The 23883-nt window shown below is 67.5% G+C and carries 27 protein-coding genes; 19 read left to right on the top strand and 8 right to left on the bottom strand.

All coding sequences use genetic code 11. The features are described 5' to 3' along the window. Position 1 precedes the first annotated feature (1 nt). From AB0C30_RS26045 to AB0C30_RS26055, 3 genes are read right to left on the bottom strand one after another with little or no spacing between them, the layout of a single operon-like run. Positions 2-1081 carry an epoxide hydrolase family protein gene (locus AB0C30_RS26045; protein WP_357948829.1) on the bottom strand — a complete coding sequence of 360 codons (1080 nt, stop codon included), beginning with the start codon at positions 1079-1081 and terminating at the stop codon, positions 2-4. Between the two features lie 57 nt (positions 1082-1138). Then, entirely contained in the window at positions 1139-1990 is an 852-nt protein-coding gene (gene fdhD, locus AB0C30_RS26050; protein WP_357948831.1) for a formate dehydrogenase accessory sulfurtransferase FdhD, read from the bottom strand. Further along, positions 1987-4191 (bottom strand): FdhF/YdeP family oxidoreductase, encoded by a 2205-nt coding sequence (locus AB0C30_RS26055; protein WP_357948833.1) that lies wholly within the window; start codon positions 4189-4191, stop codon positions 1987-1989. The genes fdhD and AB0C30_RS26055 overlap by 4 nt, the downstream gene beginning before the upstream one ends. A 61-nt stretch (positions 4192-4252) precedes the next feature. Here AB0C30_RS26055 and AB0C30_RS26060 point away from each other — a divergent pair, with 61 nt between their 5' ends. The 9 genes from AB0C30_RS26060 to AB0C30_RS26100 all read left to right on the top strand — a co-directional run bounded on the left by AB0C30_RS26060 (position 4253) and on the right by AB0C30_RS26100 (position 11286). Next, positions 4253-5074: a biotin--[acetyl-CoA-carboxylase] ligase gene (locus AB0C30_RS26060; protein ID WP_357948835.1), complete on the top strand. Its 822-nt coding sequence runs from the start codon at positions 4253-4255 to the stop codon at positions 5072-5074. 32 nt (positions 5075-5106) lie between these two features. Next, complete coding sequence (locus AB0C30_RS26065; RefSeq protein WP_357948837.1) at positions 5107-5619, top strand: PH domain-containing protein; 513 nt, start codon at positions 5107-5109, stop codon at positions 5617-5619. Between the two features lie 41 nt (positions 5620-5660). Next, on the top strand, positions 5661-6581 hold the full coding sequence (locus AB0C30_RS26070) for an adenylate/guanylate cyclase domain-containing protein (protein ID WP_357949485.1): 921 nt from the start codon (positions 5661-5663) through the stop codon (positions 6579-6581). Between the two features lie 15 nt (positions 6582-6596). Further along, a complete protein-coding gene (locus AB0C30_RS26075; RefSeq protein WP_357948840.1) occupies positions 6597-7682 on the top strand; it encodes an S-(hydroxymethyl)mycothiol dehydrogenase in 1086 nt (361 codons plus the stop codon). Continuing rightward, positions 7683-8303 (top strand): MBL fold metallo-hydrolase, encoded by a 621-nt coding sequence (locus tag AB0C30_RS26080; RefSeq protein WP_357948843.1) that lies wholly within the window; start codon positions 7683-7685, stop codon positions 8301-8303. Positions 8304-8402: 99 nt separating this feature from the next. Next, positions 8403-8579: a (2Fe-2S)-binding protein gene (locus AB0C30_RS26085; protein ID WP_214633455.1), complete on the top strand. Its 177-nt coding sequence runs from the start codon at positions 8403-8405 to the stop codon at positions 8577-8579. 16 nt (positions 8580-8595) lie between these two features. After that, positions 8596-9081, top strand: coding sequence for a bacterioferritin (gene bfr, locus AB0C30_RS26090; RefSeq protein ID WP_357948845.1), 486 nt, complete (start codon positions 8596-8598; stop codon positions 9079-9081). A gap of 255 nt (positions 9082-9336) precedes the next feature. Further along, positions 9337-10005: a response regulator transcription factor gene (locus AB0C30_RS26095; protein WP_043620820.1), complete on the top strand. Its 669-nt coding sequence runs from the start codon at positions 9337-9339 to the stop codon at positions 10003-10005. A gap of 3 nt (positions 10006-10008) precedes the next feature. After that, positions 10009-11286, top strand: coding sequence for an ATP-binding protein (locus tag AB0C30_RS26100; protein ID WP_357948848.1), 1278 nt, complete (start codon positions 10009-10011; stop codon positions 11284-11286). Here the strand turns inward: AB0C30_RS26100 and AB0C30_RS26105 are convergent. Continuing rightward, entirely contained in the window at positions 11270-11743 is a 474-nt protein-coding gene (locus AB0C30_RS26105; protein ID WP_357948851.1) for a GtrA family protein, read from the bottom strand. The two genes, AB0C30_RS26100 and AB0C30_RS26105, sit on opposite strands and share 17 nt — an antisense overlap. A 250-nt stretch (positions 11744-11993) precedes the next feature. Here AB0C30_RS26105 and AB0C30_RS26110 point away from each other — a divergent pair, with 250 nt between their 5' ends. From AB0C30_RS26110 to purE, 3 genes are read left to right on the top strand one after another with little or no spacing between them, the layout of a single operon-like run. Continuing rightward, entirely contained in the window at positions 11994-12848 is an 855-nt protein-coding gene (locus AB0C30_RS26110; RefSeq protein ID WP_357948854.1) for a hypothetical protein, read from the top strand. A gap of 24 nt (positions 12849-12872) precedes the next feature. Continuing rightward, entirely contained in the window at positions 12873-14021 is a 1149-nt protein-coding gene (locus AB0C30_RS26115; protein ID WP_357948856.1) for a 5-(carboxyamino)imidazole ribonucleotide synthase, read from the top strand. Positions 14022-14046: 25 nt separating this feature from the next. Continuing rightward, positions 14047-14544, top strand: coding sequence for a 5-(carboxyamino)imidazole ribonucleotide mutase (gene purE, locus AB0C30_RS26120; protein WP_357948859.1), 498 nt, complete (start codon positions 14047-14049; stop codon positions 14542-14544). A gap of 89 nt (positions 14545-14633) precedes the next feature. Here purE and AB0C30_RS26125 read toward each other — a convergent pair whose 3' ends face one another. After that, a complete protein-coding gene (locus tag AB0C30_RS26125) occupies positions 14634-15947 on the bottom strand; it encodes a UDP-glucose/GDP-mannose dehydrogenase family protein (RefSeq protein ID WP_357948862.1) in 1314 nt (437 codons plus the stop codon). A 124-nt stretch (positions 15948-16071) separates the two neighbouring features. On the opposite strand from AB0C30_RS26125, the gene AB0C30_RS26130 reads away from it, so the two are divergent. Then, on the top strand, positions 16072-17235 hold the full coding sequence (locus AB0C30_RS26130; protein ID WP_357948865.1) for an acyl-CoA dehydrogenase family protein: 1164 nt from the start codon (positions 16072-16074) through the stop codon (positions 17233-17235). A 355-nt stretch (positions 17236-17590) separates the two neighbouring features. Here the strand turns inward: AB0C30_RS26130 and AB0C30_RS26135 are convergent, their stop codons facing one another. Next, positions 17591-17815, bottom strand: a complete 225-nt coding sequence (locus AB0C30_RS26135) for a hypothetical protein (protein ID WP_357948867.1) — start codon at positions 17813-17815, stop codon at positions 17591-17593. A 368-nt stretch (positions 17816-18183) separates the two neighbouring features. Here AB0C30_RS26135 and AB0C30_RS26140 point away from each other — a divergent pair, with 368 nt between their 5' ends. From AB0C30_RS26140 to AB0C30_RS26155, 4 genes are all read left to right on the top strand, one after another. Continuing rightward, positions 18184-18450, top strand: coding sequence for a winged helix-turn-helix domain-containing protein (locus tag AB0C30_RS26140; RefSeq protein ID WP_357948871.1), 267 nt, complete (start codon positions 18184-18186; stop codon positions 18448-18450). A gap of 239 nt (positions 18451-18689) precedes the next feature. Then, entirely contained in the window at positions 18690-19313 is a 624-nt protein-coding gene (locus AB0C30_RS26145; RefSeq protein ID WP_357948874.1) for a DUF4240 domain-containing protein, read from the top strand. Positions 19314-19566: 253 nt separating this feature from the next. Further along, positions 19567-19794, top strand: a complete 228-nt coding sequence (locus AB0C30_RS26150) for a winged helix-turn-helix domain-containing protein (RefSeq protein WP_357948877.1) — start codon at positions 19567-19569, stop codon at positions 19792-19794. A 197-nt stretch (positions 19795-19991) separates the two neighbouring features. Further along, positions 19992-20672 (top strand): hypothetical protein, encoded by a 681-nt coding sequence (locus AB0C30_RS26155; RefSeq protein ID WP_357948879.1) that lies wholly within the window; start codon positions 19992-19994, stop codon positions 20670-20672. A 303-nt stretch (positions 20673-20975) separates the two neighbouring features. Here AB0C30_RS26155 and AB0C30_RS26160 read toward each other — a convergent pair whose 3' ends face one another. Next, entirely contained in the window at positions 20976-21107 is a 132-nt protein-coding gene (locus AB0C30_RS26160) for a hypothetical protein (RefSeq protein ID WP_357948882.1), read from the bottom strand. A 438-nt stretch (positions 21108-21545) separates the two neighbouring features. On the opposite strand from AB0C30_RS26160, the gene AB0C30_RS26165 reads away from it, so the two are divergent. Further along, the gene (locus AB0C30_RS26165) at positions 21546-21815 is read left to right on the top strand and encodes a hypothetical protein (protein ID WP_357948884.1); all 270 of its coding nucleotides are present in this window, start codon (positions 21546-21548) and stop codon (positions 21813-21815) included. Between the two features lie 948 nt (positions 21816-22763). Then, entirely contained in the window at positions 22764-23225 is a 462-nt protein-coding gene (locus tag AB0C30_RS26170) for a hypothetical protein (protein WP_357948887.1), read from the top strand. 79 nt (positions 23226-23304) lie between these two features. On the opposite strand, the gene AB0C30_RS26175 is transcribed toward AB0C30_RS26170, so the two are convergent. Then, positions 23305-23679 carry a hypothetical protein gene (locus AB0C30_RS26175; protein ID WP_357948890.1) on the bottom strand — a complete coding sequence of 125 codons (375 nt, stop codon included), beginning with the start codon at positions 23677-23679 and terminating at the stop codon, positions 23305-23307. Positions 23680-23883: the final 204 nt, after the last annotated feature.

A 23883-nucleotide genomic window follows, 5' to 3' on the forward strand; every position in this document is an offset into this window, starting at 1 on the left:
GTCAGCCAAGGCCGTCGAAGAAGGCTTTGATGTCGGTGGTGATGGCTTCTGTGGCGGTGTGGGCCGTGTAGTGGCCGTGGGCCGGGGCTTCCAGGGTCTTCCAGGAGACGATGCCGGTGTGGTCGCGCTCGGCGAAGGCGCGGATGGATTTGAAGTCGCCCTCCGCCATGGCCAGCGCCGTCGGCACGGTCGTGGGCTCCTTCGGCGTCTCCATGCGGGCGTTCTCCCAGTACAGGCGCAGGCCCGAGCCGGCGGTGCCGGTGAACCAGTGGATCGCCGCGTTGGTCAGCACGAAGTCGTCGTCCAGGTCCTCGTCGAAGAGCTGGGCGAGCCAGCCGAGCAGCCCGGCGGGTGAGTCGGTGATGGCGTGGGCGAGCGTCTGCGGCTGCTGCGACTGCAGGACGTTGAAGGCGCCCTTCTCCTTCCAGAACCAGTCGAGTACGGCCAGCCCGGCCTGGTCCTCCTCGCTCAGGTTCGCGAACTCGGCCGGGTCGCCGGAGGGGAAGGAGAACAGCTGCGTCACATGGACGCCGACGACGTGCTCGGGGGCGAGCCGGCCGAGTTCGGGGGAGATCATCGAGCCCGCGTCGTTGCCCACCGCGCCATAACGGTCGTAGCCCAGGCGGGACATCAGCTCGGCCCAGGCCCGGGCGATGCGCTGGTTGTTCCAGCCCAGCTCGGTGGTCGGGCCGGAGAAGCCGTAGCCGGGGAGCGAGGGCACGACGAGGTGGAAGTGCCGCGACAGAGGTTCGATGGCGTCGAGGTATTCGGCGATCGAGCCCGGCCAGCCGTGGGTCAGGATCAGGGGGAGGGCGTCGGGGTTGGCAGAGCGGACGTGGATGAAGTGGATGTTCTGCCCGTCGATCTCCGTGGTGAACTGCGGGTAGGCGTTGAGCCTGGCCTCCTGGGCCCGCCAGTCGAAGCCGTCGAGCCAGCGGCCGACCAGGCGGCGGACCCGCGCCACGCCCACACCCTGGTCGGCGTCCGCGATCTCGTCGGTGAAGCGGGTCATGGCGAGGCGGGTCCGCAGGTCGTCGAGGTCGGCCTGGGGGATCTCGACGCGGAAGGGGTGAACGCTCATCTCAGGCTCCTTGTCGGAACGAGTTGTTCTGTTCCAACAATAGCAGAACGGAACGCTTCATTCCACTGGGACGCGCTCCTGACCCGCGTACACGTTGCACCGCTGCCCGCGCAGGAACCCGACGAGCGTCATGCCGAACTCCCTGGCCAGGTCCACGGCCAGCGACGAGGGGGCCGAGACCGCGCACACCGCCGGTATGCCCGCGGCCAGCGCCTTCTGCATGATCTCGTAGCTGGCCCGGCCGCTTACCATCAGCACATGCTCGGTCAGGGGGAGCCGCTGGCCGAGTGCTGCCCAGCCGACCAGTTTGTCCACCGCGTTGTGCCGGCCCACGTCCTCCCTGAGCGCCACCAGCGTCCCGTCGGGCCGGAACAGCCCGGCCGCGTGCAGGCCCCCCGTCTTGCCGAAGACGCCCTGGCCCGCCCGCAGCGCGTCCGGCAGGCCGTACAGGATCTCGGGGGTGAGGGCGAGGGTGCCGCGGGGGAGCGGCGCGCAGCGGTCGTGCAGGTCGTCGAGGCTGGCCGAGCCGCACACGCCGCAGGCGCTGGACGTGAGGAAGTGGCGGTCCAGCGACGGCAGGTCGGGGATAGGGCCGTGCAGGCGTACGGTGACCGTGTTGTAGCGGGCCTCCGGCGGGAGGTCCTCGTCGGTGCAGTACGCGATGGCCGCGATGCCGCCGGGCTTGACCAGGCCCTCGCCGTGCAGGAACCCGGCGGCCAGCTCGAAGTCGTGGCCGGGGGTGCGCATGGTGATGGCGACGGTCTTGCGCGTCCCGTCCAGCGCGGTGAGGCGGATCTCCAGCGGCTCCTCGGTGGCGAGGTCGTCGCGCCGGTCGCGGACCGTGGAGCCGGACAGTTCGCGGACGCGGATGCGGGTGGTGGGACCCACGCGGGTCAGCCGGTCGGTCATAGCCGCCGCACGGTGACGAGCGCGTTGTAGTCGGGGATCCTGGCCTGGGGCGAGCGCCTGGTCTCGTCGAGGAGTACGTTGCCCTCCGGCCAGTGGATCTGCAGGTTGCCCGGCATCAGGGGCGCGCGGAGGACTTTGCCCCCGTACGTACGCTCGCCCGAACGCAGCTCGACCGGAGTGCCGTCGGGCAGGCCGAGGCGGTCGGCGTCATAGGGGCTCATCAGCACGGCCTCGCGCATCGCGCCGTTGAAGCCGTCGAGGCGCTCGTGGACCATGCTGTTGAACTGCTTGCCGCGCCGCGTGGCCACCATGAACGTGCCGTCGGGGCGCTCCAGCGCGGGCGGCTCGACGGCGGAGAACACGCCGCGCCCGTCAGGGGTGTTGAAACGGCCGTCGGCGAACAGGTGGCGCCCGCCGTACTGGACGTTGTCCCCGAAAGCCTTGAGGTCGGAAATGCCCTGGTAGAACGGCACCGCCTGCTCGATCTCCGCACGTATCTGCGGCGTCCCGGTGAAACGGACTTTTGCCGAAATTTCGGGGTTCGTGTGGGCGGCCAGTTCGCCGAAGATCTTCCACTCCGGCCACGCCTCGCCGATCCGGGGACCCTCGATCTCGGGCGAGAAGATGATCCGGCGCTCGGTGGACGTCTCGGTCACCCCGCCGGTCATCTCGTAGCGGGTCTGGGCGGGCAGCAGTAGCACGTCGCCCTCGGACGGCACGAGCATCTGCGAGGACAGCACGATGTCGATGTGCACCCGGAGCTTGAGCCGGGACAGCGCCTCCCGGCAGTAGCCGGGATCGGGCAGTACCTCCAGGAAGTTGCCGCCCGAGGAGATGAGCGCGTCGAGGTCGCCCGAGTGGGCCGCGTCGATCATGTCGGTCGCCGTCAGACCCGGCGCCGTCGGCACCTCAAATCCCCAAATATCGGTAAATCTTGCGGCGTTTTCTGGGGTGATCGGCAGGCCGCCCGGCAGGCCGGTGGCGTACGCGCCCATCTCGGCCCCGCCCTGCACCCCACTGTGCCCGCGGATCGGCATCAGCCCGCAGTTGTCGCGCCCCAGGAACCCGCGCGCCAGGGCCAGGTTCACGATCGACCGGACGTTGTCCTCGCCGAAGGCGTGCTGCGTGATGCCCATCGACCAGACCAGCACCGCCGACTTCGCCTCGCCGAGCAGCCGGGCCAGCCGGAGCATCTCGTCGCGGGTCGCCCCGGACAGCGCCTCCAGGGCCTCCCACGACTGCTCCGCCAGCGCCTGGCGTACCTCCTCGAAGCCGGAGGTCCGCTGGTCGACGAACGCCTTGTCCACCCAGTCGTTCTCGATCAAATGCTTGAGCACGCCGTTGAGGAAGCCGATGTCGCCGCCCACGTTCACGCCGAAGAACTCGTCAGTGATCTTCGTCCCGAACACCGCCGACTCGGCGTTCGACGGCACCCAGTAGCGGTCCATGCCGGGCTCGCGGTAGGCGTTGACCATGGCCACACGGGTGCCGGCCTTCTTGGCGTGATAGAGGTACTTCATCGCCACGGGCTGGTTGTTGGACGGGTTCGACCCGATGAAGACGATCAGGTCGGAGCCGATCCAGTCGGTGTAGGAGCAGGTGGTGGCCGCCGCGCCGATCGTCTGCTTGAGCGCGACGGTCGAGGGGGAGTGGCAGATGCGCGCCGCGTTGTCCACGCTGTTGGTGCCCAGCGCGCGGACCGCCTTCTGCGCCACGTAGTAGTTCTCGTTCGGCATGCCGCGGCTGGTCAGGTAGGCGCCGAAGCGCGCGTCCCGCAGCCCGCCGGCGGCCACCCCCAACGCCTCGTCCCACGAGATCCGCCGAAAGCCCGGCTCTCCCGCCCGCCGAAGCATGGGGTAGGGAAGCCGCCCCAGCTCCCGCAGCTCCGCGCTCTTCTTACCGGCCAGCCCGGAGACGTCGCCCAGCAGCGAGACGTCGAGCGCCGGCATCGTGTTCAGTGGCAGCAGCCGCAGCCGGATGTTGCACAGGTGGATCTCGTCCATGGTCCAGTCGCGCATGCCCCGCGTGCCCAGCGCGCACCCGTCGCACGTGCCCTGCTGGAGAATCCGCCAGGCGTAACGCCTGTTGCCCTTGACCGATCGAAACGCCTTCAGCAGTTCCAGATAGTTGTTCGGCTTGCGCAGCCCGAGGCCGAACGGCCGCCACGAGGCCCAGTTGCGCGGATCCAGACGTCTGCTCATCTCCCCATCTTCACCCGCGTGGGGCGCCAGAGGACAGTCGAGCTTGGGCGAAGATGGAGGAATGCCGGACTCGCGCTACTCCGACCTCGACCGCCCGCCCCTGTCCGAGGTGGCGCTCAACCGCGCCCTCGTACGCCCCGGCGGCCTGTGGACCGGCGTGAGCGTCGTCGAGAGCACCGGCTCGACCAACGCCGATCTCGCCGAGGCCGCGAGACAGGGCGCCGAGGAGGGCCGGATCCTGGTCGCCGAGTCGCAGGTGGCCGGCCGGGGCAGGCTGGGCCGCACCTGGATCGCGCCGCCGCGCTCAGGCCTGACCGTGTCCGTCCTGCTCCGCCCGCGGGTGCCCATCGCCGCGCAGGGGTGGCTGGCGCTGCTGTACGGCGTGGCGGCGGCCTCGGCCGTGCGCCGGCTGGCCGAGGTGGACGTACGGCTCAAGTGGCCGAACGACCTGCTGATCGGCGAGCGCAAGCTGGCCGGGATCCTGGCCGAGCGGGCAGAGGACGCCGTGGTCATCGGAATGGGCCTGAACGTCTCGCTCAAGCCCGAGGAGCTCCCCGTGGAGACGGCCACCTCGCTGGCCATCGAGCAGGCCGCGTGCGTGGACCGGGATCCGCTGCTCAGGGCCGTGCTCAGGGAGGTCGAGCGGCACTACCGCGACTGGTCCGAGGCGGGCGGCGACGCCGACGCATGCGGCCTGCGCGCCGCCTACCAGGCGTCGAGCGCCACCATCGGGCGGCAGGTTCGGATCGAGCTGCCCGGCGACCAGGTGCTGACCGGCCAGGCGACCGGCATCGACCAGGCCGGACACCTCCAGGTGACCGCCAACGGCCAGCGGCACACATTGAGCGCGGGCGACGTCGTCCACGTTCGCGCGTCCTCGTAGCCCCGAGGGCGCGGAGGTGACACCATTTGCCCATGACCCTCCCCGACCACCACTTGACGCAGGGTGAGCGACGCATCAGGTCGTTCCACCCGCACTGGAAGCGGCTCGTGGTGCCTTTCATCGCGCTCGTGCTGATCGTCGCCGCCTCGGGCGTGGCGCTCTTCCTCATTCCCGGCAGCTTCGAGTACGCCAACTACGCCAGGATCGCCGTCGGCGTCGTCGCCGTGCTGCTGCTGACGATCTGGTCGTTCGTGCCGTACCTGCAGTGGAAGAACACCGGCTACGTGCTCACCACCCACCGCTTCACGATCAGCATGGGCGTGCTCAACAAGTCGACGGACGAGATCCCGATGGCCAAGGTCAACACGGTCAGCTCCGACCAGACCTTCTTCGAGCGCATCCTCGGCTGCGGCACGCTCACCGTCGAGTCGGCGGGTGACCGGGGGCAGATCGCCCTGCGCGACATCCCCCACATCCAGGACGTCAGGACCGACCTGTTCCGCCTCCTGGAGGACGCCTCCGACGGAGATATCGACGGCCATTGAACAGGCCCACCGCTGAGGAGATCGACCGGCTGCTGGTCGGCATGCCCGCCCGTCACACCAAGGCGGAGGTGTCGGCCGAGGCCGGCGTGTCGCCGGCGCTGGCCGAGCGCATCTGGCGGGCGCTGGGCTTCGCCTCGCTCGCCGACGACGCGGTGGCCTTCTCCGACGGTGACGTAGACGCGCTGCGGCGGGTGAGCAGGATGCTCGGCAACGGCCTGCTCGACGAGCCGACCGTCATCCGGATGGCCCGCGCGCTCGGCCAGACCACGGCCAGGCTGGCCCAGTGGCAGGCCGAGATCATGATCGGCGCGATGCTGCCGCCCGGCGAGCGGCCGTCCGACGACGACCTCGGCCGGGTGCTCGACACGGCCCGGCTACTGCTGCCCGACTTCGAGCAGGTGCTGATCCACGTCTGGCGGGCCCAACTGGCCGCCGCGGGCACCCGGCTGCTGTCCGTCGCCGACCTCGACGAGGAGAACATCCCCGCCCGCGTGTCGATCGCCGTGGGCTTCGCCGACCTCGTCTCCTTCACCCGGCGCGCCCGCGAACTCGACGAGCGGGAGCTGGCCGCGCTGGTCGAGGGGTTCGAGGCGCGGGCCTCCGACGTGGTGGCCGCGCATGGCGGCCGGCTGGTCAAGACGCTCGGCGACGAGGTCCTGTTCACCGCCCACACCCCGGCCGACGCGGCGGCGATCGCGCTCGACCTGGTGGAGCCGGGCGACCTGCGCATCGGCCTGGCCTACGGCCCGGTCCTGCCCATGATGGGCGACGTCTTCGGCACGACGGTAAATCTTGCCGCCCGGCTCACCGCCATCGCCCGGCCGGGCACCATCGTCGTGGACGCCGAATTGGCCGAGGGTCTCGACGGCGACACGGGCTTCGAGCTCCGCAGGATCCGGCGCAGGCCGGCGCGGGGGATCGGGATGGTGCAGCCCTACGCCTTGCGGAGATCATCCCCTTGACACAAGATGGCTGCCATGCCGTACGAAGTGCAGGGAGTCATCGCCCGAGGTAAGGGCCAGGAAGTATCGGTCGAGACGGTGCTCGTGCCCGACCCCGGACCAGGGGAGGCGGTGGTGACCGTCAAGGCCTGTGGGGTGTGCCATACCGACCTGCACTACCGGGAGGGCGGCATCAACGACGACTTCCCGTTCCTGCTCGGGCACGAGGCCGCGGGCGTGGTCGAGGCGGTGGGCGAGGGCGTCACCGGGGTCGCGCCCGGCGACTTCGTGATCCTCAACTGGCGGGCCGTGTGCGGCCAGTGCCGGGCCTGCCTGCGCGGGCGCCCGTGGTACTGCTTCAACACCCACAACGCCGCCCAGAAGATGACGCTGGCCGACGGCACCGAGCTCTCGCCCGCGCTGGGCATCGGCGCGTTCCTGGGCAAGACGCTGGTCGCCGCGGGGCAATGCACCAAGGTCTCCGCCGACGCGCCCGCCGAGGTGGCCGGGCTGCTCGGCTGCGGGGTCATGGCCGGGCTCGGGGCCGCGCTCAACACGGGCAACGTCTCCAGGGGTGACACGGTCGCCGTCATCGGCTGCGGCGGCGTGGGCGACGCCGCGGTCCTGGGCGCGTCGCTCGCCGGCGCCGCGAAGATCATCGCGGTCGACGTGGACGACAACAAGCTCGAATGGGCCCGCGGCTTCGGCGCCACCGACACGATCAACTCGCGGGCGAACGACCCGGTTGAGGCGATCCGCGACCTCACCGGCGGCTTCGGCGCCGACGTGGTCATCGAGGCCGTCGGCCGGCCCGAGACGTACAAGCAGGCGTTCTACGCCCGCGACCTGGCCGGCACCGTCGTGCTCGTCGGCGTGCCGACGCCCGAGATGGCGCTGGAGCTGCCGCTGCTGGATGTGTTCGGGCGCGGCGGCTCGCTCAAGTCCTCGTGGTACGGCGACTGCCTGCCCTCGCGCGACTTCCCCATGCTGATCGACCTGTTCCTGCAGGGGCGGCTCCCGCTCGACAAGTTCGTGACGGAGACCATCGCGCTGGACGAGGTCGAGGAGGCCTTCGCCAAGATGCACCGCGGCGAGGTGCTGCGCTCGGTGGTGGTCCTCTAGATGATCGACAGGGTCATCACCTCGGGGACGTTCTCGCTCGACGGCGGCACGTGGGACGTCGACAACAACGTTTGGCTGGTCGGCGACGCCCGCGAGGTGGTCGTCATCGACGCGGCGCACGACGCGCGCGCCATCGCCGACCGCGTCGGTGAGCGGACGGTCAAGGCCGTCGTCTGCACGCACGCGCACAACGACCACATCAACGCCGCGAAGGAGCTCGCCGAGCTGACCGGGGCGCCGATCCGGCTGCATCCCGCCGACCAGGTCCTCTGGGACCAGGTGTACGGCCAGGAGGTGCCGTACGAGCCCCTGGCCGACGGCGAGAAGGTCGAGGTCGGCGGGATCGCGCTGGAGGTGCTCCACACCCCCGGCCACGCGCCGGGCGCGGTCTGCCTGTACGCCCCCGACCTCGGCGTCCTGTTCAGCGGCGACACGCTGTTCAAAGGCGGGCCCGGCGCGACCGGCCGGTCCTACTCGTCGTTCGACACCATCGTCGACTCGATCGCCCGGCGGCTGCTGGGGCTGCCCGGCGAGACGGTCGTGCACACCGGTCACGGCGACTCGACGTCGATCGGGGCCGAGGCGCCGCACTTGGAGGAGTGGATCGCCCGGGGTCACTGATCTGTGTCGTACCTAACATAGGCAAGCCTTACCGAAGTGGGTTACCTTAGGTGTGCCTAACCTTTGGTGTCCCCTTCGACGTGAGAGGCTTTTCCCCGCATGTACGTGTGTGTCTGTCGTGCCGTGACCGAGAACGAGGTGCACGACTGCATTGCCGCGGGCGCGAGGAGTGCCAAGCAGATCCGCGACACCACGGGCGCCGGGGGCGACTGTGCGACTTGTGTCAGGAAGATATGTGCGATCCTGAAGCGGTCTGAGGAACTCACAACCGCATAGCACGAGGAGCCCGTTCATGCAGGGCGACATCCAGATCATCGAGCTGCTCAACGAGCAGCTCACCGCGGAGTTGACCGCGATCAACCAGTACTTCCTGCACGCCAAAATGCAGGAGAACTGGGGCTACACCAAACTCGCCGAGCACACCCGAGCCGAATCCATCGATGAGATGCGCCACGCCGAGCGCCTCACCGATCGCATCCTTTTCCTTGAGGGCCTGCCCAACTACCAGCGCCTAGGCACCCTGCACATCGGCCAGACGGTCGAGGAGCAGCTGCGGGCCGACCTGGAGGTGGAGCTGTCGGTCGTGTCCCGGCTACGGCCGGGCATCCAGCTCATGCGGGAGAAGGGCGACGCGACCTCCGCGCGGATCTTCGAGGACATCCTCGCGGACGAGGAGCTCCACATCGACTACCTGGAGACCGAGCTGTCCCTGATCAGGGCGCTGGGCGAGCAGCTCTACCTCGCCCGCTACGCCGAGCCGCCCTCCTCGGATGAGTGAATCTCCATCGAGCCCGTCCCACGCGCCCGCCGGTACTCCCGGCGGGCGCGCGCGTTTTCGCGACACGCCGGGCGCTACAGAAGGTTTTGCGATTCTGCAAGATCGGGAATCGCCTTTGTCTTCGACGAGTGCGGTAATTTAAGCGGGACTAACTGACATTTATCTGTGTTTGCCCAGGTCAATGGATAGGTCAACGACGAGTCAAACCGCGCGCTGTGACCGGGAAACGATCGCCTAAGGTCCTACGATCGCTTTATGACCTGCGTACTTCTCGCCGAGGATGACACCTCGATTTCCGAGCCGCTCGCGCGTGCGCTGCGCCGAGAGGGCTATCAGGTTGAGGTGAGCCCCGACGGCCCGCAGGCCCTGGAAAGGGCCCTGTCGGGTGGGATCGACCTCATCGTTCTCGACCTCGGCCTGCCAGAAATGGACGGGCTGGAGGTCGCGCGCCGGATCCGCGCCGAAGGGCACGGCACCCCGGTCCTGATACTCACCGCCCGCGTCGACGAGGTCGACACCGTCGTCGGCCTCGACGCCGGCGCCGACGACTACGTCACCAAGCCGTTCCGGCTCGCCGAGCTGCTCGCCAGAGTGCGTGCGCTGCTGCGCCGGGGCACCTCGGAGACGCCGGTGGTGCAGGGCGTCCGCATCGACGCCGACTCCCGCCGAGCCTGGATGGGAGAGAAGGAGCTGCATCTTACGACCAAGGAATTCGACCTGCTGCGCGTGCTCGTCCGCGACGCCGGCAAGGTCGTCACCCGTGAGCAGATCATGCGGGAGGTGTGGGACACCAACTGGTGGGGGTCCACCAAGACCCTGGACATGCACATTTCCTGGCTGCGCCGCAAGCTGGGCGACGACGCGGCCAAGCCTCGCTACATCACCACCGTCCGAGGAGTCGGCTTCCGCTTCGAACGCGAGTAGGAGATGCGCCGACGCCTGCTCACATCCACCCTGCTCGTCGCGGTCATCGCGGTCCTGCTGCTGGGGGTCCCCCTGGGCATCGTGGTCAGCCGTCTGATCGTCGACGAGGCGGCCCAGGAGCTCAGGGCGGAGGCGACGCGCCTGGTGGGGGAGGTCGAGTACGCCCGCATCCAGGACACACCTCTCGATCCTCAGCAACTCAAACAGAAGTACCCCGACCGCTACATCCAGATCTACGAGCGCGCCACCCAGCCCAAGGCGACCATCGTCGGCACCCCACCGCCGCCCGGCCACGAGATGACCGCGGACGCCCAGTCCGAGAACGGGATCTATGTCCGGGTGAGCCGCGACCGGGACCAGGTGGAGCAGGATGTTCGAGCACGCCTGCTCCTGATCGTGGCCCTGGCCGTCGCGGCTCTGGCGGTGGCGGTGGGCCTCGCCATCGTGCAGTCACGCCGTTTGACGCTGCCCTTGCAGGACCTGGCGAAGATCGCCGACCGGCTCGGGTCCGGGGACGCCCGGCCCAGCAAACATCGCTACGGCATACCCGAGCTCGACCGGGTGGCTCAGGTGCTCGACCGCAGCGCCACCCGCATCTCCGACCTGCTCACCAGAGAACGCGAGTTCGCCACCGACGCCTCCCACCAGCTCCGCACCCCATTGACCGGCCTCACCATGCGCCTGGAGGAGATCGTCGCCGCCAGCGAGGAGCCGGAGGTGGTCCGTGAGGAGGGGGAGGCGGCCATCGTGCAGGCCGAGCGGCTCACCGCCGTGATCGACGAGCTGCTGGCCGCCGCCCGCCGCCAGCGGCACGCCCAGGCCAAGCCCGTCGGCATCGACGAGGTCCTGGTCCAGCAGGTCACCGAGTGGGAGCCGGTCTTCCGCGGCGAGGGCCGCTCGCTGCTGCTCGAAGGCTCACGCGGGCTCAGGGCGCTGGCCACCACCGGTGGATTCGGCCAGGTCATCGCCTCACTGCTGGAGAACTCCCTGCGCCACGGCGGCGGCACCGTCACCGTCACCACGACCAGTGGCGACAACTACGTGGTGACCGAGGTCTCCGACGAGGGCCCCGGCATCGCCGACGACATCGCTCCCAAGGTCTTCGAACGCAACGTCAGCGGGGCCGGGGGCACCGGCCTGGGGCTGACCCTGGCCCGCGCGCTGGCCGCCGCCGACGGGGGTCGTCTGGAGCTCGTACGGCGCCGTCCGGCGACGTTCGCCATCTTCCTGCGCCACGCAGAGGAGAACGACAGGACCCGCGTGGTCAGCGGTCCTGCTTGACCCCGGGCAGCTCCGTGGGGATGGGCTCGGTGGCCTCCAGGAACACCCACTTCTTGTACGACCAGTAGCGGAACAGCGTGCCGAGGCCGACGCCGACGAAGTTGGCGATGTTGAGGCTGAGCAGGTCGTGCAGGTGCAGGGTGTACTTGGTGAACCCGATGGTCAGCAACCCGAACAGCAGGGCGATGCCGTTGAGCAGGAAGAACAGGAAGTATTCGCGGCCCAGGCCGCTCTGCTCGCGATGCCGGAAGGTCCAGAAGCGGTTGCCCAGGTAGGCGAACGTCGCCGAGATGACCGTGGCCGCCACCTTGGAGGTCAGCGGGCCCATGCCGAGCGCCAGGAACACGTTGTACAGGCCGGTGTCGACCACGAACGCGATGGCACCGATGGTCCCGAACTTCGTCAGCTCGTGCAGGAGAGACGAGAACCGCTGGTAGAGCCCCTTGGCGAAGTTCACGTCTGCTACTCGGCCCTTCCCGGTCGTGGCGCAAATCAGGTCATGACCACTTCAGCGTACCGGCCGTCAGGCTGGTGGTGGGCCACGGCGGATGACATCCCACCCCTATCAACACGCTTACAAAAATCGCCTTATGCCCGACAATTACGAATCTGGGGCGTTACGCTGCGGTGGCAGATCGCCGGTACGTACCGGCGATGGGCTCAGACGGACCGCCGTCGCAGACGGCCACGACCCTCGGGGTTCACCCGTGCCGCTTCGACTGCTCGTCCTGCTCGCCGGCCTGACCGTCATGGCGGCCGGTTGCGGCACCACAGGCGTCGCCACGGTGGCGCCCCCCGAGGATCCGACCTCCGCTCCGGCGGCCGCCCACAGCGTCGACACGGCGACGGCCGAACAGGCGTTCCAGCTGCTCGGCCAGCTCGACCAGGCATGGAAGCGGCGGGACTGCGCCGCCGTCGCGGAGCTGACCACGTGGGTGGAGAGGACGCTGGGCGGTCGTGCCTGTGAGGGCACCCGGAACGGCCGCCCGGCTCTCTACAGCGAGCCCAGCTTCTTCCTGCCCGGCGAGGGCGACTGGTTCGCCGCCCTGGCGAGCAAGCCGTCGCCGGCGTACTTCGTGTTCCTGCGCGAGGGCGGACGCTGGCGGCTCGGCGCGGGACCCATCCCCGCGCGCGGGGCGGCGCCGGAGACGCCGACCACCATCACCCCCGACGCGGGGCTGATCAGCCAGGCCCGCGTGGTGGCGCAGCGTCACCTCACCTACCTCACCGACCCGGCCGGGGTGGCGGGCGTGCGCTTCCCGGCCGGGGATCCCGTACGCGGCCTGCGGGACGAGCTGGCCGCGCTTCCCGGGCGGGTACGGCCGGACCGGCTCGACATCGACGTCGAGCTGCCCGAACAGCCCACGATGGCGCTCCCCCTGTCGGCCGACACCATGCTCGCCTTCGACGCGCTGCGCGTCGTCTACCGGCAGCGCCCCAAGGCGGGCGCGTCGGCCCTGGCCCACCCGCTGAAGAAGGAGGCCGAGATCATCGTCCTGGCCAGCGTCATCAAGGCGGCGGAGGGCCTGACCACGGTCGGCGTGCGGCGCGGCCCCGCCTGAGCAGGTTGGGTAAGCTCAGCTGGCGTGAGTGCAAACAGTCCAATCGGGCCGGTCGTCGGCATGGTCGGCGCCGGCCAGCTGGCCAGGATGACGCAGCAGTCCGCCATCGCGCTGGGCGTCGAACTGCGGGTGCTGGCCAACACCTCTGACGAGAGCGCCGCCAGGGTCATCGTCGACACGCGACTCGGCGACTACCGCGAGCTGGCCGACCTGCGCGAGTTCGCCACGGGCTGTCACGCGATCACGTTCGACCACGAGCACGTGCCGACCGAGCACATCAGGGCGCTGGCCGCCGAGGGGTACGCGGTGCGGCCCGGGGCCGACGCGCTGGTGCACGCCCAGGACAAGGCCGTGATGCGCGAGCGGCTGACCTCGTTCGGCGCGCCCTGTCCGGCCTGGGCCCGCGTGTCGGGCGTCGAGGACGTCTCCGCCTTCGCCGCCGAGCACGGGTGGCCGGTCGTGCTGAAGGCGATCAGGGGCGGCTACGACGGGCGCGGGGTGTGGGTCTGCCGGACCCCCGCGGAGGTCACGGAGGCCCTGAGCAGTGGTGTGCCGATGATGGTCGAGGCGTTCGTGCCGTTCGAGCGGGAGCTGGCCGTACTCGTCGCCCGCTCGCCCCACGGACAGGGCGTCAGCTACCCGGTCGTGGAGACCGTGCAGCAGGACGGGATCTGCGTCGAGGTGCTCGCGCCCGCCCCCGGCCTGGACTCGGAGGAGGCCGCCGAGGCCCAGCGGATCGCGCTGCAGATCGCGCACGAGCTGGGCGTGACCGGGCTGCTGGCCGTGGAGATGTTCCAGACGGCCGACGGGCTGCTGGTCAACGAGCTGGCCATGCGGCCGCACAACAGCGGCCACTGGACGATCGACGGCTCCCGCACTTCGCAGTTCGAGCAGCACCTGCGGGCCGTGCTCGACCTGCCGCTCGGCTCGCCGTCGATGAGCGCGCCCGTCGTCGTCATGGCCAACCTGCTCGGTGGCGACGACCCCGACCTGTTCAAGCGGTACGAGCACGTGATGGCTCACGACCCCGGCATCAAACTGCACTTCTACGGCAAAGAGGTCCGTCCCGGTCGCAAGATCGGCCATGTGACCGCTGTGGGCGACGATCTCGAGACCGTACGCGCTCGTGCCAGGCACGCCGCCGTCTACCTGACCACTGGGGAGTACACGTGAGATCTCTGGCGTTGAGGGCGGCGTGATGATCGGCATTGTGATGGGCAGTGACTCCGACTGGCCGGTGATGAAGGCCGCGGCCGAGGCGGTGGCGGAGTTCGGCGTACCGTTCGAGGCCGACGTGGTCTCCGCGCACCGGATGCCGACGGAGATGATCGAGTACGGCCGTCAGGCCGCGGCGCGCGGCGTCAAGGTCATCATCGCCGGCGCGGGGGGCGCGGCCCACCTGCCGGGGATGCTGGCCTCGGTGACGCCGCTGCCGGTGATCGGGGTGCCGGTGCCCCTGAAGTACCTGGACGGGATGGACTCGCTGCTGTCGATCGTGCAGATGCCGGCCGGGGTGCCGGTGGCCACTGTGGCGGTGGGCGGGGCGCGTAACGCGGGGCTGCTGGCCGTACGCATCTTGGGGGTGTCTGACCCTGAGCTGCGGGAACGCATGGAGGAGTTCCAGGGCGAGCTGAAGGAACAGGCCCATGCCAAGGGCGAACGCCTGCGCGCCGAAGCGGCTCGGCTGGGCGGTTAGCACCTCGCCGGCCGGCCGTTGGGCGGCTGCCTTTCGGCCGGCAAGCGTGGTCTTGGTGCTTTATGGCGCTTTGGGGTTCTTGGGGTGCTTTAGGGGCGGCCCAGGGCGCGGTAGTGCCAGCCCGCCGAGCGCCAGGTTTCGGTGTTCAGGGCGTTGCGGCCGTCGACGATGCGGCGGGCCGCGACCACCTGGCCGAGCTCCTCCGGGTCCAGGTCGACGAATTCCGGCCACTCCGTGAGCAGGAGCACCACGTGTGCCCCTCGGACGGCCTCCAGGGCCGATTCGCCGTAGTGCAGCTCGGGGTGTGCCTTTCGGGCGTTGTCCAGGGCGATCGGGTCGTACACGGTCACCTGGCCGCCCTGCTGGCCGATCGTCACGGCCACGTCGAGCGCGGGGGAGTCGCGGATGTCGTCGGAGTTCGGCTTGAAGGCGGCACCGAGCACGCCGACCGTACAGCCGTGGAAGGAACCGCCCGCCAGCTCACGCGCCAGGTCCACCATGCGGGCGCGGCGGCGCATGTTGATCGCGTCGACCTCGCGCAGGAACGTCAGCGCCTGGTCCGCCCCCAGCTCGCCCGCCCGCGCCATGAACGCGCGGATGTCCTTGGGCAGGCAGCCGCCGCCGAACCCGAGCCCGGCGTTGAGGAACCGGCCACCGATGCGGTCGTCGTACGACAGCGCCTCCGACAGCTTTGTGACGTCGGCGTGGGCGGCCTCGCAGACCTCGGCCATCGCGTTGATGAAGGAGATCTTGGTGGCAAGGAACGCGTTGGCGGCCGTCTTGACCAGCTCGGACGTCGCGAAGTCGGTGACCACCATCGGGATCTCCCCGAGCGGCTGGTAGACGTCGCGCAGCACCTTCTCCGCCCGCTCGGAACGCACGCCGATCACGATGCGGTCGGGCTTGAGCGTGTCCTCCACGGCATAGCCCTCACGCAGGAACTCGGGGTTCCAGGCGAGCTCGACCTCGGCCCCGGCCGGGGCGAGCCGGGCCAGCTTGTCGGCGAGCCGCTCCGCGGTGCCCACCGGCACCGTCGACTTGCCCACCACCAGGCACTCACGGTTGAGGTGCGGGGCCAGCGACTCGATGGCGCTGTCCATGTAGGAGACGTCGGCGGCGTACTCGCCGCGCTTCTGGGGCGTGCCCACACAGACGAAGTGCACGTCGCCGAAGGCCGCCGCCTCCTCATAGGACGTGGTGAAGCGCAGGCGGCCGGAGTCGAGTCCACGGCGGAGAACGGGTTCGAGCCCCGGTTCGTGGATCGGGAGCTCACCGCTGTTGAGCCGGCGAACCTTGTCGGCGTCTATATCGAGGCCCAGGACGTCGAATCCTAGATCCGCCATGCAGGACGCATGCGTGATGCCCAGGTATCCGGTCCCGATCACCGTGAGGCGATATGGCACGAGAGAGCTCCTTTCGAGTGCCAGGCATGTTACCGGCCCGCGCTACCTCGTTCTGTGCCACCTGGGCATTTCCGCAAACTGTACCGCCTAGTAACAAGATGGTCGGACGTCCTAGTATTTCGCCATGGACTTCCCTTTGTACGCGCCCGCCGAAGAGCACGACATGCTCCGGGAGACGATTCGAGCCCTCGCCGACGAGAAGATCGCCCCGCGCGCCGCGGAGACGGACGAGACCGAGGAGTTCCCTTGGGACGTCTACAAGGCGCTTGTGACGGCTGACCTGCACGCCGTTCACGTCCCGGAAGAATACGGGGGCGCCGGGGCGGACGCGCTGGCCACGGTGATCGTGATCGAGGAGGTGGCCCGCGCCTGCGCGTCGTCCTCGCTCATCCCGGCGGTGAACAAACTCGGCACGGTGCCCCTGCTGCTGTCGGCCTCGGCCGACCTCAAGGCCCGATACCTGGCGCCGGTGGCCCGTGGGGACGCGATGTTCTCGTACGCGCTCTCTGAGGGGGAGGCCGGCTCGGACGCCGCGGCCATGCGCACCCGGGCGGTGCTGGACGGCGACCACTATGTGCTCAACGGCACAAAAATGTGGATCACGAACGCGGGCGTCTCGGAGTACTACACGCTGATGGCGGTCACGGACCCGACGGCCGGCCCTCGCGGCATCTCCGCTTTTATCGTGGAAAAATCCGACGAAGGCGTCTCTTTCGGGCCAAAGGAGAAGAAGCTGGGGATCAAGGGCTCTCCCACCCGCCAGGTGATCCTGGAGAACGTCCGCATCCCCGCCTCCCGCATGATCGGCGACCCGGGCACCGGCTTCAAGACCGCCCTGGCGACCCTCGACCACACCCGCATCACCATCGCCGCCCAGGCCCTGGGAATCGCCCAGGGAGCACTGGACTACGCCATCGGGTACGTCAAGGAACGCAAGCAGTTCGGCCGGCCGATCGCCGACTTCCAGGGACTGCAGTTCATGATCGCGGACATGGCGATGAAACTGGAGGCGGCTCGGCAGCTGACGTACCACGCGGCGGCCAAGTCCGAACTGGCCATGCACGGCCAGCCACAGAAGGACCTCACGTTCCTGTCGAGCGCCGCGAAGTGCGCGGCATCGGACGCGGCAATGGAGATCACCACTGATGCGGTGCAATTGCTGGGCGGGTACGGGTACACACGGGACTTCCCGGTGGAACGGATGATGCGCGACGCCAAGATCACCCAAATCTACGAGGGCACCAACCAGATCCAGCGCATGGTGATGGCCCGGCAACTCCTCAAATAGCCCTACAAGCATCGTCTTCGCCGGGGCTCAGGCCGTGACATTGGGGGGCGCGGCCCCCCAAACCCCCAGCCAAAAAGCCGCTTCGCCGTATCCTCAGCCAGACGAAACCCGGAGACTGCGGCCACCCGAGGACTGCGAGTTGGTCGGCAAGCCGCTCAACCTCAAAGATGACCGTCGGAGGAAGCCCTGCGATGACATGCTCGGCGTCGGGGTTGTCCGCCCAGGTCCAGGCGTCACTCACCAACGGCCTCTCGGCGCGCGGATGTCGTGATCTCCTGGATTTCAATGACCTTCTGCCGGATGACGAGCCCGTGCCGTCGTGGTGACGGACAGTGCCACGGGTGCCGCGTGTCGCTTACCTCGCCTCGCCGCTCATGATGCGCATCCATAGGTCTTGGGCGCGACGGTCGATCATGCGTTCGCTCTCCATGATCGAGGTGGGGTAGGTGGACCAGTCGCAGCGCCGTATGTAGGTGTGTCCGCCCGCGGCGCACAGTTCGTAGACGACTGGTGCGCAGTCGCAGGTGTAGGCGCGTACGCGAGTGACTGTGCTGCTCGGATACCACGGATACCAGTCCACGAGGGTGACGTCCGCTCGGGGAGCTGCTGGGTGGAGGCCGTGGGAGGTCTCGAGGTCGGTCGCGCGCTCTCCGTATCTCTTGGTCTCTTGTCACTGTCGTGAGGGGATCGTCACGCTGCCCGCGATGGCTCGCGCCGCATGATCGGGGACGGCGTTGGTGACTGACTGGTGCCGCTCGGGCTGCCCCCGCGACACCCCCCGGGGCGCACACGGCGGGAAGCTCCACCCGGAGGAGCTCTCGACCACCAGTTACCGACGCCATACCGCCAGAGTACGGCAGCCTGTAAGTGCCTGTCTATTCCATTAAGCTCCATGGAGCTTCATGATCCGCTTGGGAGGGCCGTGAAGCTCCCCTCTAGCCTTGTAATGTGGCCAGATATGTCGAGCACACCCGTATGTGGGAGTTTGATGAGGATCGTTCCCGCTGGGAGCAGATCCTCGAAGTTCTCCAGGCGCGGATCGACTCAGGGGAGTGGGGGCCCAAGTTCAAGATCTCCGAGGTCAAGCTGATGGAGGAGTTTGGCGTTGCCCGCCCTACCATCCGCAAGGCCATGGAACGCCTCAGAAACGCAGGCAGGGTCTACACCGTCCCCAACCTCGGCAGCTTCGTCACCGCTGAGCACGCGGACGAGTAATCGCCGGCCCATAGCGGCGTGGTAGACGAGGCGCGAACCTGTCCATCGAGGGCTACGAGGGCACCAACCAGATCCAGCGCATGGTGATCGCCCGGCAGTTGTTGAAGTAAGCGTTGACGTGCGGAGACCCGCTGCTTCTTGTGGGGCGGGCCGGGTTCGCCGGAACGCTGGCTGATCTTCAATCTCAGCCTGCTCCGTGATCTTTACAAGGTGGCCGAGGGGTGTCAGCATCACGCGGCATGGATGTCGATGAGTTCTGGGACCTGATCGAGCGTTCCGGACGTGAGACCGACACGAGGAAAACGCGTGTCGCGTGGTTGGAAGACGAGCTCTCTCGCCGTCCGGTCGAAGAGATCATCGACTATGACAGTTGGTGGACGATCACACACAACCGCGGCTGCACCATCGATCTTTATGCAACGTACTGGTTCGTGTTCGGCATGGGTTCGCTCGACGGCTTCGAGTACTTCGTGAGCTGGCTCATCAGCTTGGGGCGTAAGACGTTCGACACCATCACTGACTGCCCTGATCGGCTGATCGAGCAGCCCCAGGTGCTGCACCTGTTGGAGCTGGAGAAGTCATATGGCAGCTCAACCAAGCGCCAGCGCCAAGATCCGGAGCAGATGAGGGAAGAGCGACCTGAGTTCGAGCAGCTGGCCCACGTGGCGTATCACGCCTACGAACAGGTGACCGGAAAGGATCCGGACGGGCTCGGCGAAGCTGTGAGTGCACGCGGCGTTTCAAGCGGTTTCCCGTTGATTCCGGCGCTCGGCGGCATCCCCCACGGAGAGCAGTGGGACTTCGACGACGAGCAGGAATTGGCTCGCAGGCTGCCGAGGATAGCCCGCTACCGGGACCAGTGACGATCTCGCAGCCGCAGGTGTAGGCGCGTACAGCTGCGGCTCCACTGCGTGGCGGGGGCGCCGATGAGTGGGTGCCGATTGGTGCGCACCCGCGACACCACAAGCCGGGGTGCACACGACGAGAGGCTCCACCCGCTGGAGCTCCCGACCGCCACTCGCCGACGCCATACCGCCAGCGTCGGTCCCCGGAGCCATGCCATCGCTAGGCCTGCCTGTTCTATGCATCAGGTCCAGGGATATCTAAGGTCGTCCTGTGATCGAATGGGACCCGCGGCTCTACAAGTGGGAGCAGATAGCCAACGTCGTGGCGGAGCGCATCGAGGACGGGACCTACCCGACCCTGACGCTCATCTCCGAGGTGAAGCTACAAGAAGAGTTCGACGTCGCCCGCGTCACTGTCCGCAAGGCGATGGAGGCCCTCAGGAAACGAGGGCTCATCACCACCAAGCCGGGCAAGGGATCCATCGTGGACCCGCACTAGCTAGGTCCAGTCACCGATCAAGATGTGATTTCGACGAGATCTGTCGCTGCGAAGATCCCTACGTGATGAGGCGACGAATGGCCGTGGTGGTTCTCCTGGTGACCGCATCCACGGTCACTGCAGGGCCGGCCGTAAGGGCCAAAGCCGTGATGGATCCAGCCGGCGCTATTCAGCGCCAGCTCGTCCCGGGTCATGGGGTGAAGATCGTCCAGCGTACCCGGGCGAACTGGTACGGCAGTTGGTCCGCCTTCAAGCCTGTGCGCGGCGTCGTGGGGTTCGGCAAGGGCAAGATCGTGGCCACAGACCTGACGAACTTCAACCTGGGACGCGACGGTACCCGTAACGTCTGCATCGGAAAGCGCGGCTACCAGTTGTACGCCAAGCCCGACCCTGACCGGCCGCTGCCGCCGGGCAAGAGCTGGGTCACGTACGAGTGGCCATGCCAGCTTGTTCTGAAGTCCGGCCACCATGTCAGCCTCAGCGACCCTGCCACGCTAAGAGCGGTGTTGGCCACCACCGCGCGCAAGCGGGCCACCGGGGTCTACGACGGTGTGCGCACCACCCTCTACGAGGGCACCATCACCTTCGCGCAACTCCACAAGGTGAACCCGGGCATGCGCATCGGCTTCCGCAGCAAGCCCACGGGCAAGTACGCCAGCTGGAAGGTGTCCTGGCGGTTGTGGATCGGCCGTGACCAGCTCGTCCGCAGGGCATGGAGTGCGTGGCACGACCCGAACGACAGCCTCGACAAGTCCGCCGGAGAAAAGCCGTACTACGCCTTCGAGGAGGATCTCCGGTTGTCGGACTGGGGGATGAAGGCGGAGATCCAGCCCCCGCCCGCGGATGAGACGGTGGCGTCGGAGGAATTGGACAACTGACCGACCTGCGGGAAAGTTGTTCCGCCAGGGGGCTCGTACCCGGTCGACGCGACTGGAGCGGCTGAGGATTCATCTCTCCGGCCGGTCCGCCGAGGAGATCGTGGACTTCGAGGTCTGGCTCACAGTGTCTGCTCCTGGGACATATACGTTGGTCTCGACCATCACCGGATTCGGGTCAAGCCCCACAGGTGGACAACCGTCCTGGAAACGGAGAGCTTGGCCGATGCCGTTCGCACGCGAGGCATCCACGGTGTCAACGGTCGGGTTATTGAACGGCCGCTCCGTTCGATGGCCTGACTCGCATCAGGGCTCGGTTCGACCGGGGACCCCGAAGCCGATGCCGCCGTGGACATCGCACGCCTGCACCACGCTGTCGTCGACGGTGCCGGAGACAGTGTTGACTACGCCGCCGTCGCTCGGGCTCAGATACGGCATGATCTCTCGCCAGAGGCCTCGAAGTTACTTCTCGAACGCAGGATCCTCTGTAGCGGCCTACCCCAACTCCTGACGAAGAGCCCCTGGCTTCATTTTCCGGATCGGCGTCGGCATCAGCGAGCGCGGGCTGCGCGTAATCGAGACCTTCGAATTTGCGCCGCACCAACCCGACCATCGCCGCCGAACTCGGCTTGGCAACACTCGCCAAGTCCTTCGGCTGCCTTGATCGCCAAGGCGGTTGCGATCACGGCTGACATTTGCTGGTCTGTCACCATAATTACCGGCTTGGGTACTTGTGATGCAATTCCCGCTTGCACGCTAAGGGAATCCCAGGTAGCTATAGATGTAGACCCACGATGAGAACGTTTGCCTGTCGCACATCGATTCCACCGCCCTCGCTAATGATAATAGCGGTCACGATCTCTCGGGAGAAATGTCATGACCGAAAAATGGGAAGCGGATCCAACCGCGTCTTTCCTTCGGCGCATGGGGAAGTCATCCCATGAGCTCGGACAAAGTTCCGGCAATTCGAGTTGTCCAGATATCTGGGAGCTCGACAATGGTGACGTCGCGGTCATCGGGTCGGACCTGACGGCGTCGTATGAGGATCGTCTCCCTCCCGGGGTCAGCGTCGACCCCGGCGAACGGCTGGTTATCATCCCACGGAATACGATCCTGGCAGCGAAGGCGGACATTCCCGATGCTTAATCTGCTCGACGGCGCCGCGAGCGAACGAATGGAGTTGGGCGCCTATTAGGCTGACTTGAGCAGGATATCTGGGCGATCGCCGACCTGGTTTTGAAGGCTGGAGCGGCGACAATGCTTCAAAGAGGCCGGATATGATGTTGGGATGCGGGGCCGGGATGGTCGCAGTCTGTCCAGGCGATGGACGCAAAGGCAGCGACGCTACTTGAATTCGTCAGCCCCGCGTACTCTGGGCGCCATGGATGAGGCGGAGGCGAGCGGCCGGGCGTGGAGGGATGAGGTTCGCCGTCGGCATACGGTTGAGCAGGATCGAGCGGCTCTCGCGCGCCTCGTCGAGTGGGATGCGGATCCATTCGAGGTTGAGTTGTACGAGTCGGCCTGTGACCCTCGGACGCTCTTGATCGATCGGGCTCAGCGTTCGCGAGTTGGCCAGTACGAGCGTCACGTACGGCGCTTCAGACAGCGACGCATGCACCGAGATTGCTAGCGCCTCTGTTGATGGAGCCCGCAGATGACCCTAGTCGATGGTGGTGGGATCAGTCCCGGAAGGGCAGGTCAAGACTCTGATCTGGACGAAACTGGGGCCCTCTGACCTCGCGGGCGAACGTGGACGGAGTTGGAGCCGAAGTCCTGCGGGAGGCCATGAGCAGGCTGTTCTGTTCGCTGTGGATGCTCGTGGACGTCCTTGATCCTGCTTGTAAACAGAAGGTCAGGGGCTCGATTCCCCGTCCGCTCCAGATCTCTAGGGAAAGTCTCGGATTATCTGGCTACGGTCTATCCAGGTGAGGATGACGCTTGCCAGCGGAGGTGGGCACGATGGGGCGACGGCGGTACTCCGCTGCGGATATTACGGTGCTGAGCTGGGACGAGGCCGTTCGTAGGCGCCCTGCAATGTACTTCGGAGTTGGTCAGCAGCATCCGGATTTACCCACCAGAATCTTGGCTGCTCTGATGACGGACGCACTCCATCTTCAAGACGGTGAACACAGAAAGGCGAACGTCGAGATCATCAGCGACCTGCGTTTCAGCGTCGTTGACGATCAGATCCGCGAAACAGACGAGCAAGGGGCGCCCAAGCTGGACCATCTCGGGTCACTCCTCGATCGGCGGCGGTGGATCCAGGCCGCCGCGACAGCGCTGAGCGCCCATACGATCATCGAGGTATGGACGGAGGGGCGCGGCTATCGCCAAGAGTTGGTCGGGACGCGGCCCTTGGCCCCTCCGCGGGCGATCGTCGCTCCCGTAAGAGACGGAACGCTGGCGACGTACGAGCTCGACCCCTTGTACTTCGTTCCGGGCGCGGCAATCGCCACTTCGTTTGAGGATTTGGACCTGCATGGCGAGTGGTGTGCAGGACATCCCACGGTCGACCCAGCCGTGGTTAAGGATCTGCGGCAGACCACGTTGGGGTGACCCTGATCGGGCCGGCAGCCCAGGAAAAGCTGGATCCGGTGTTCGTGCGCAGGCGTGCACACCTGAGCGATCTTGGAAGCTACCTCCGCATGAAAGGGACGTCGTAGGCAGGCGGCTGGCCGTTCATCAGCTTGGTCAAGCCCCCATCAGTGAGGGCAAGCTCGAAGGCGTTGCCTGCTCGCCGCGGATCCCAGCCGTGACCGAGCGCCGTGCGTATGGTTGCCGTTACAAGCGCCGGCTGTATGGCCATCGTCCGTTCTCCCCACCATGCGTCCGGCCGTGAGCAGGGGAGCGACACCAGAAGAACGCGACCCGACGTGCCGGCCAGTTCCACCGCGAACGTCATCGGGCCCCAGCTGTTTCCCTGGCAATACGTGGGCTTACGACGGACGCGCCAGCGGAATACGGTGTCATCGACGGTGATGAGCCGCGAACCCCTCTTCGGGATCGCCATGAGCAATCTCCTACCCTGTTCCGCCACTGTTCCGTGGGATGGCCGAGAACAGCGAGAAATGATGAGATCCCGTCGCAACAGTAACCTCTGGTCATGCCTCTGATCGACAGGTTTCAGCAGGTGACTGAGTAGGCACCGGAGATCGCCCAAATCTACGAGGGCACCAAACCAACTGGCTGACAACCTACGGTTCGGTCCGGACCA

The organism is Nonomuraea sp. NPDC048901 (assembly GCF_040649695.1).
GTDB lineage: Bacteria > Actinomycetota > Actinomycetes > Streptosporangiales > Streptosporangiaceae > Nonomuraea.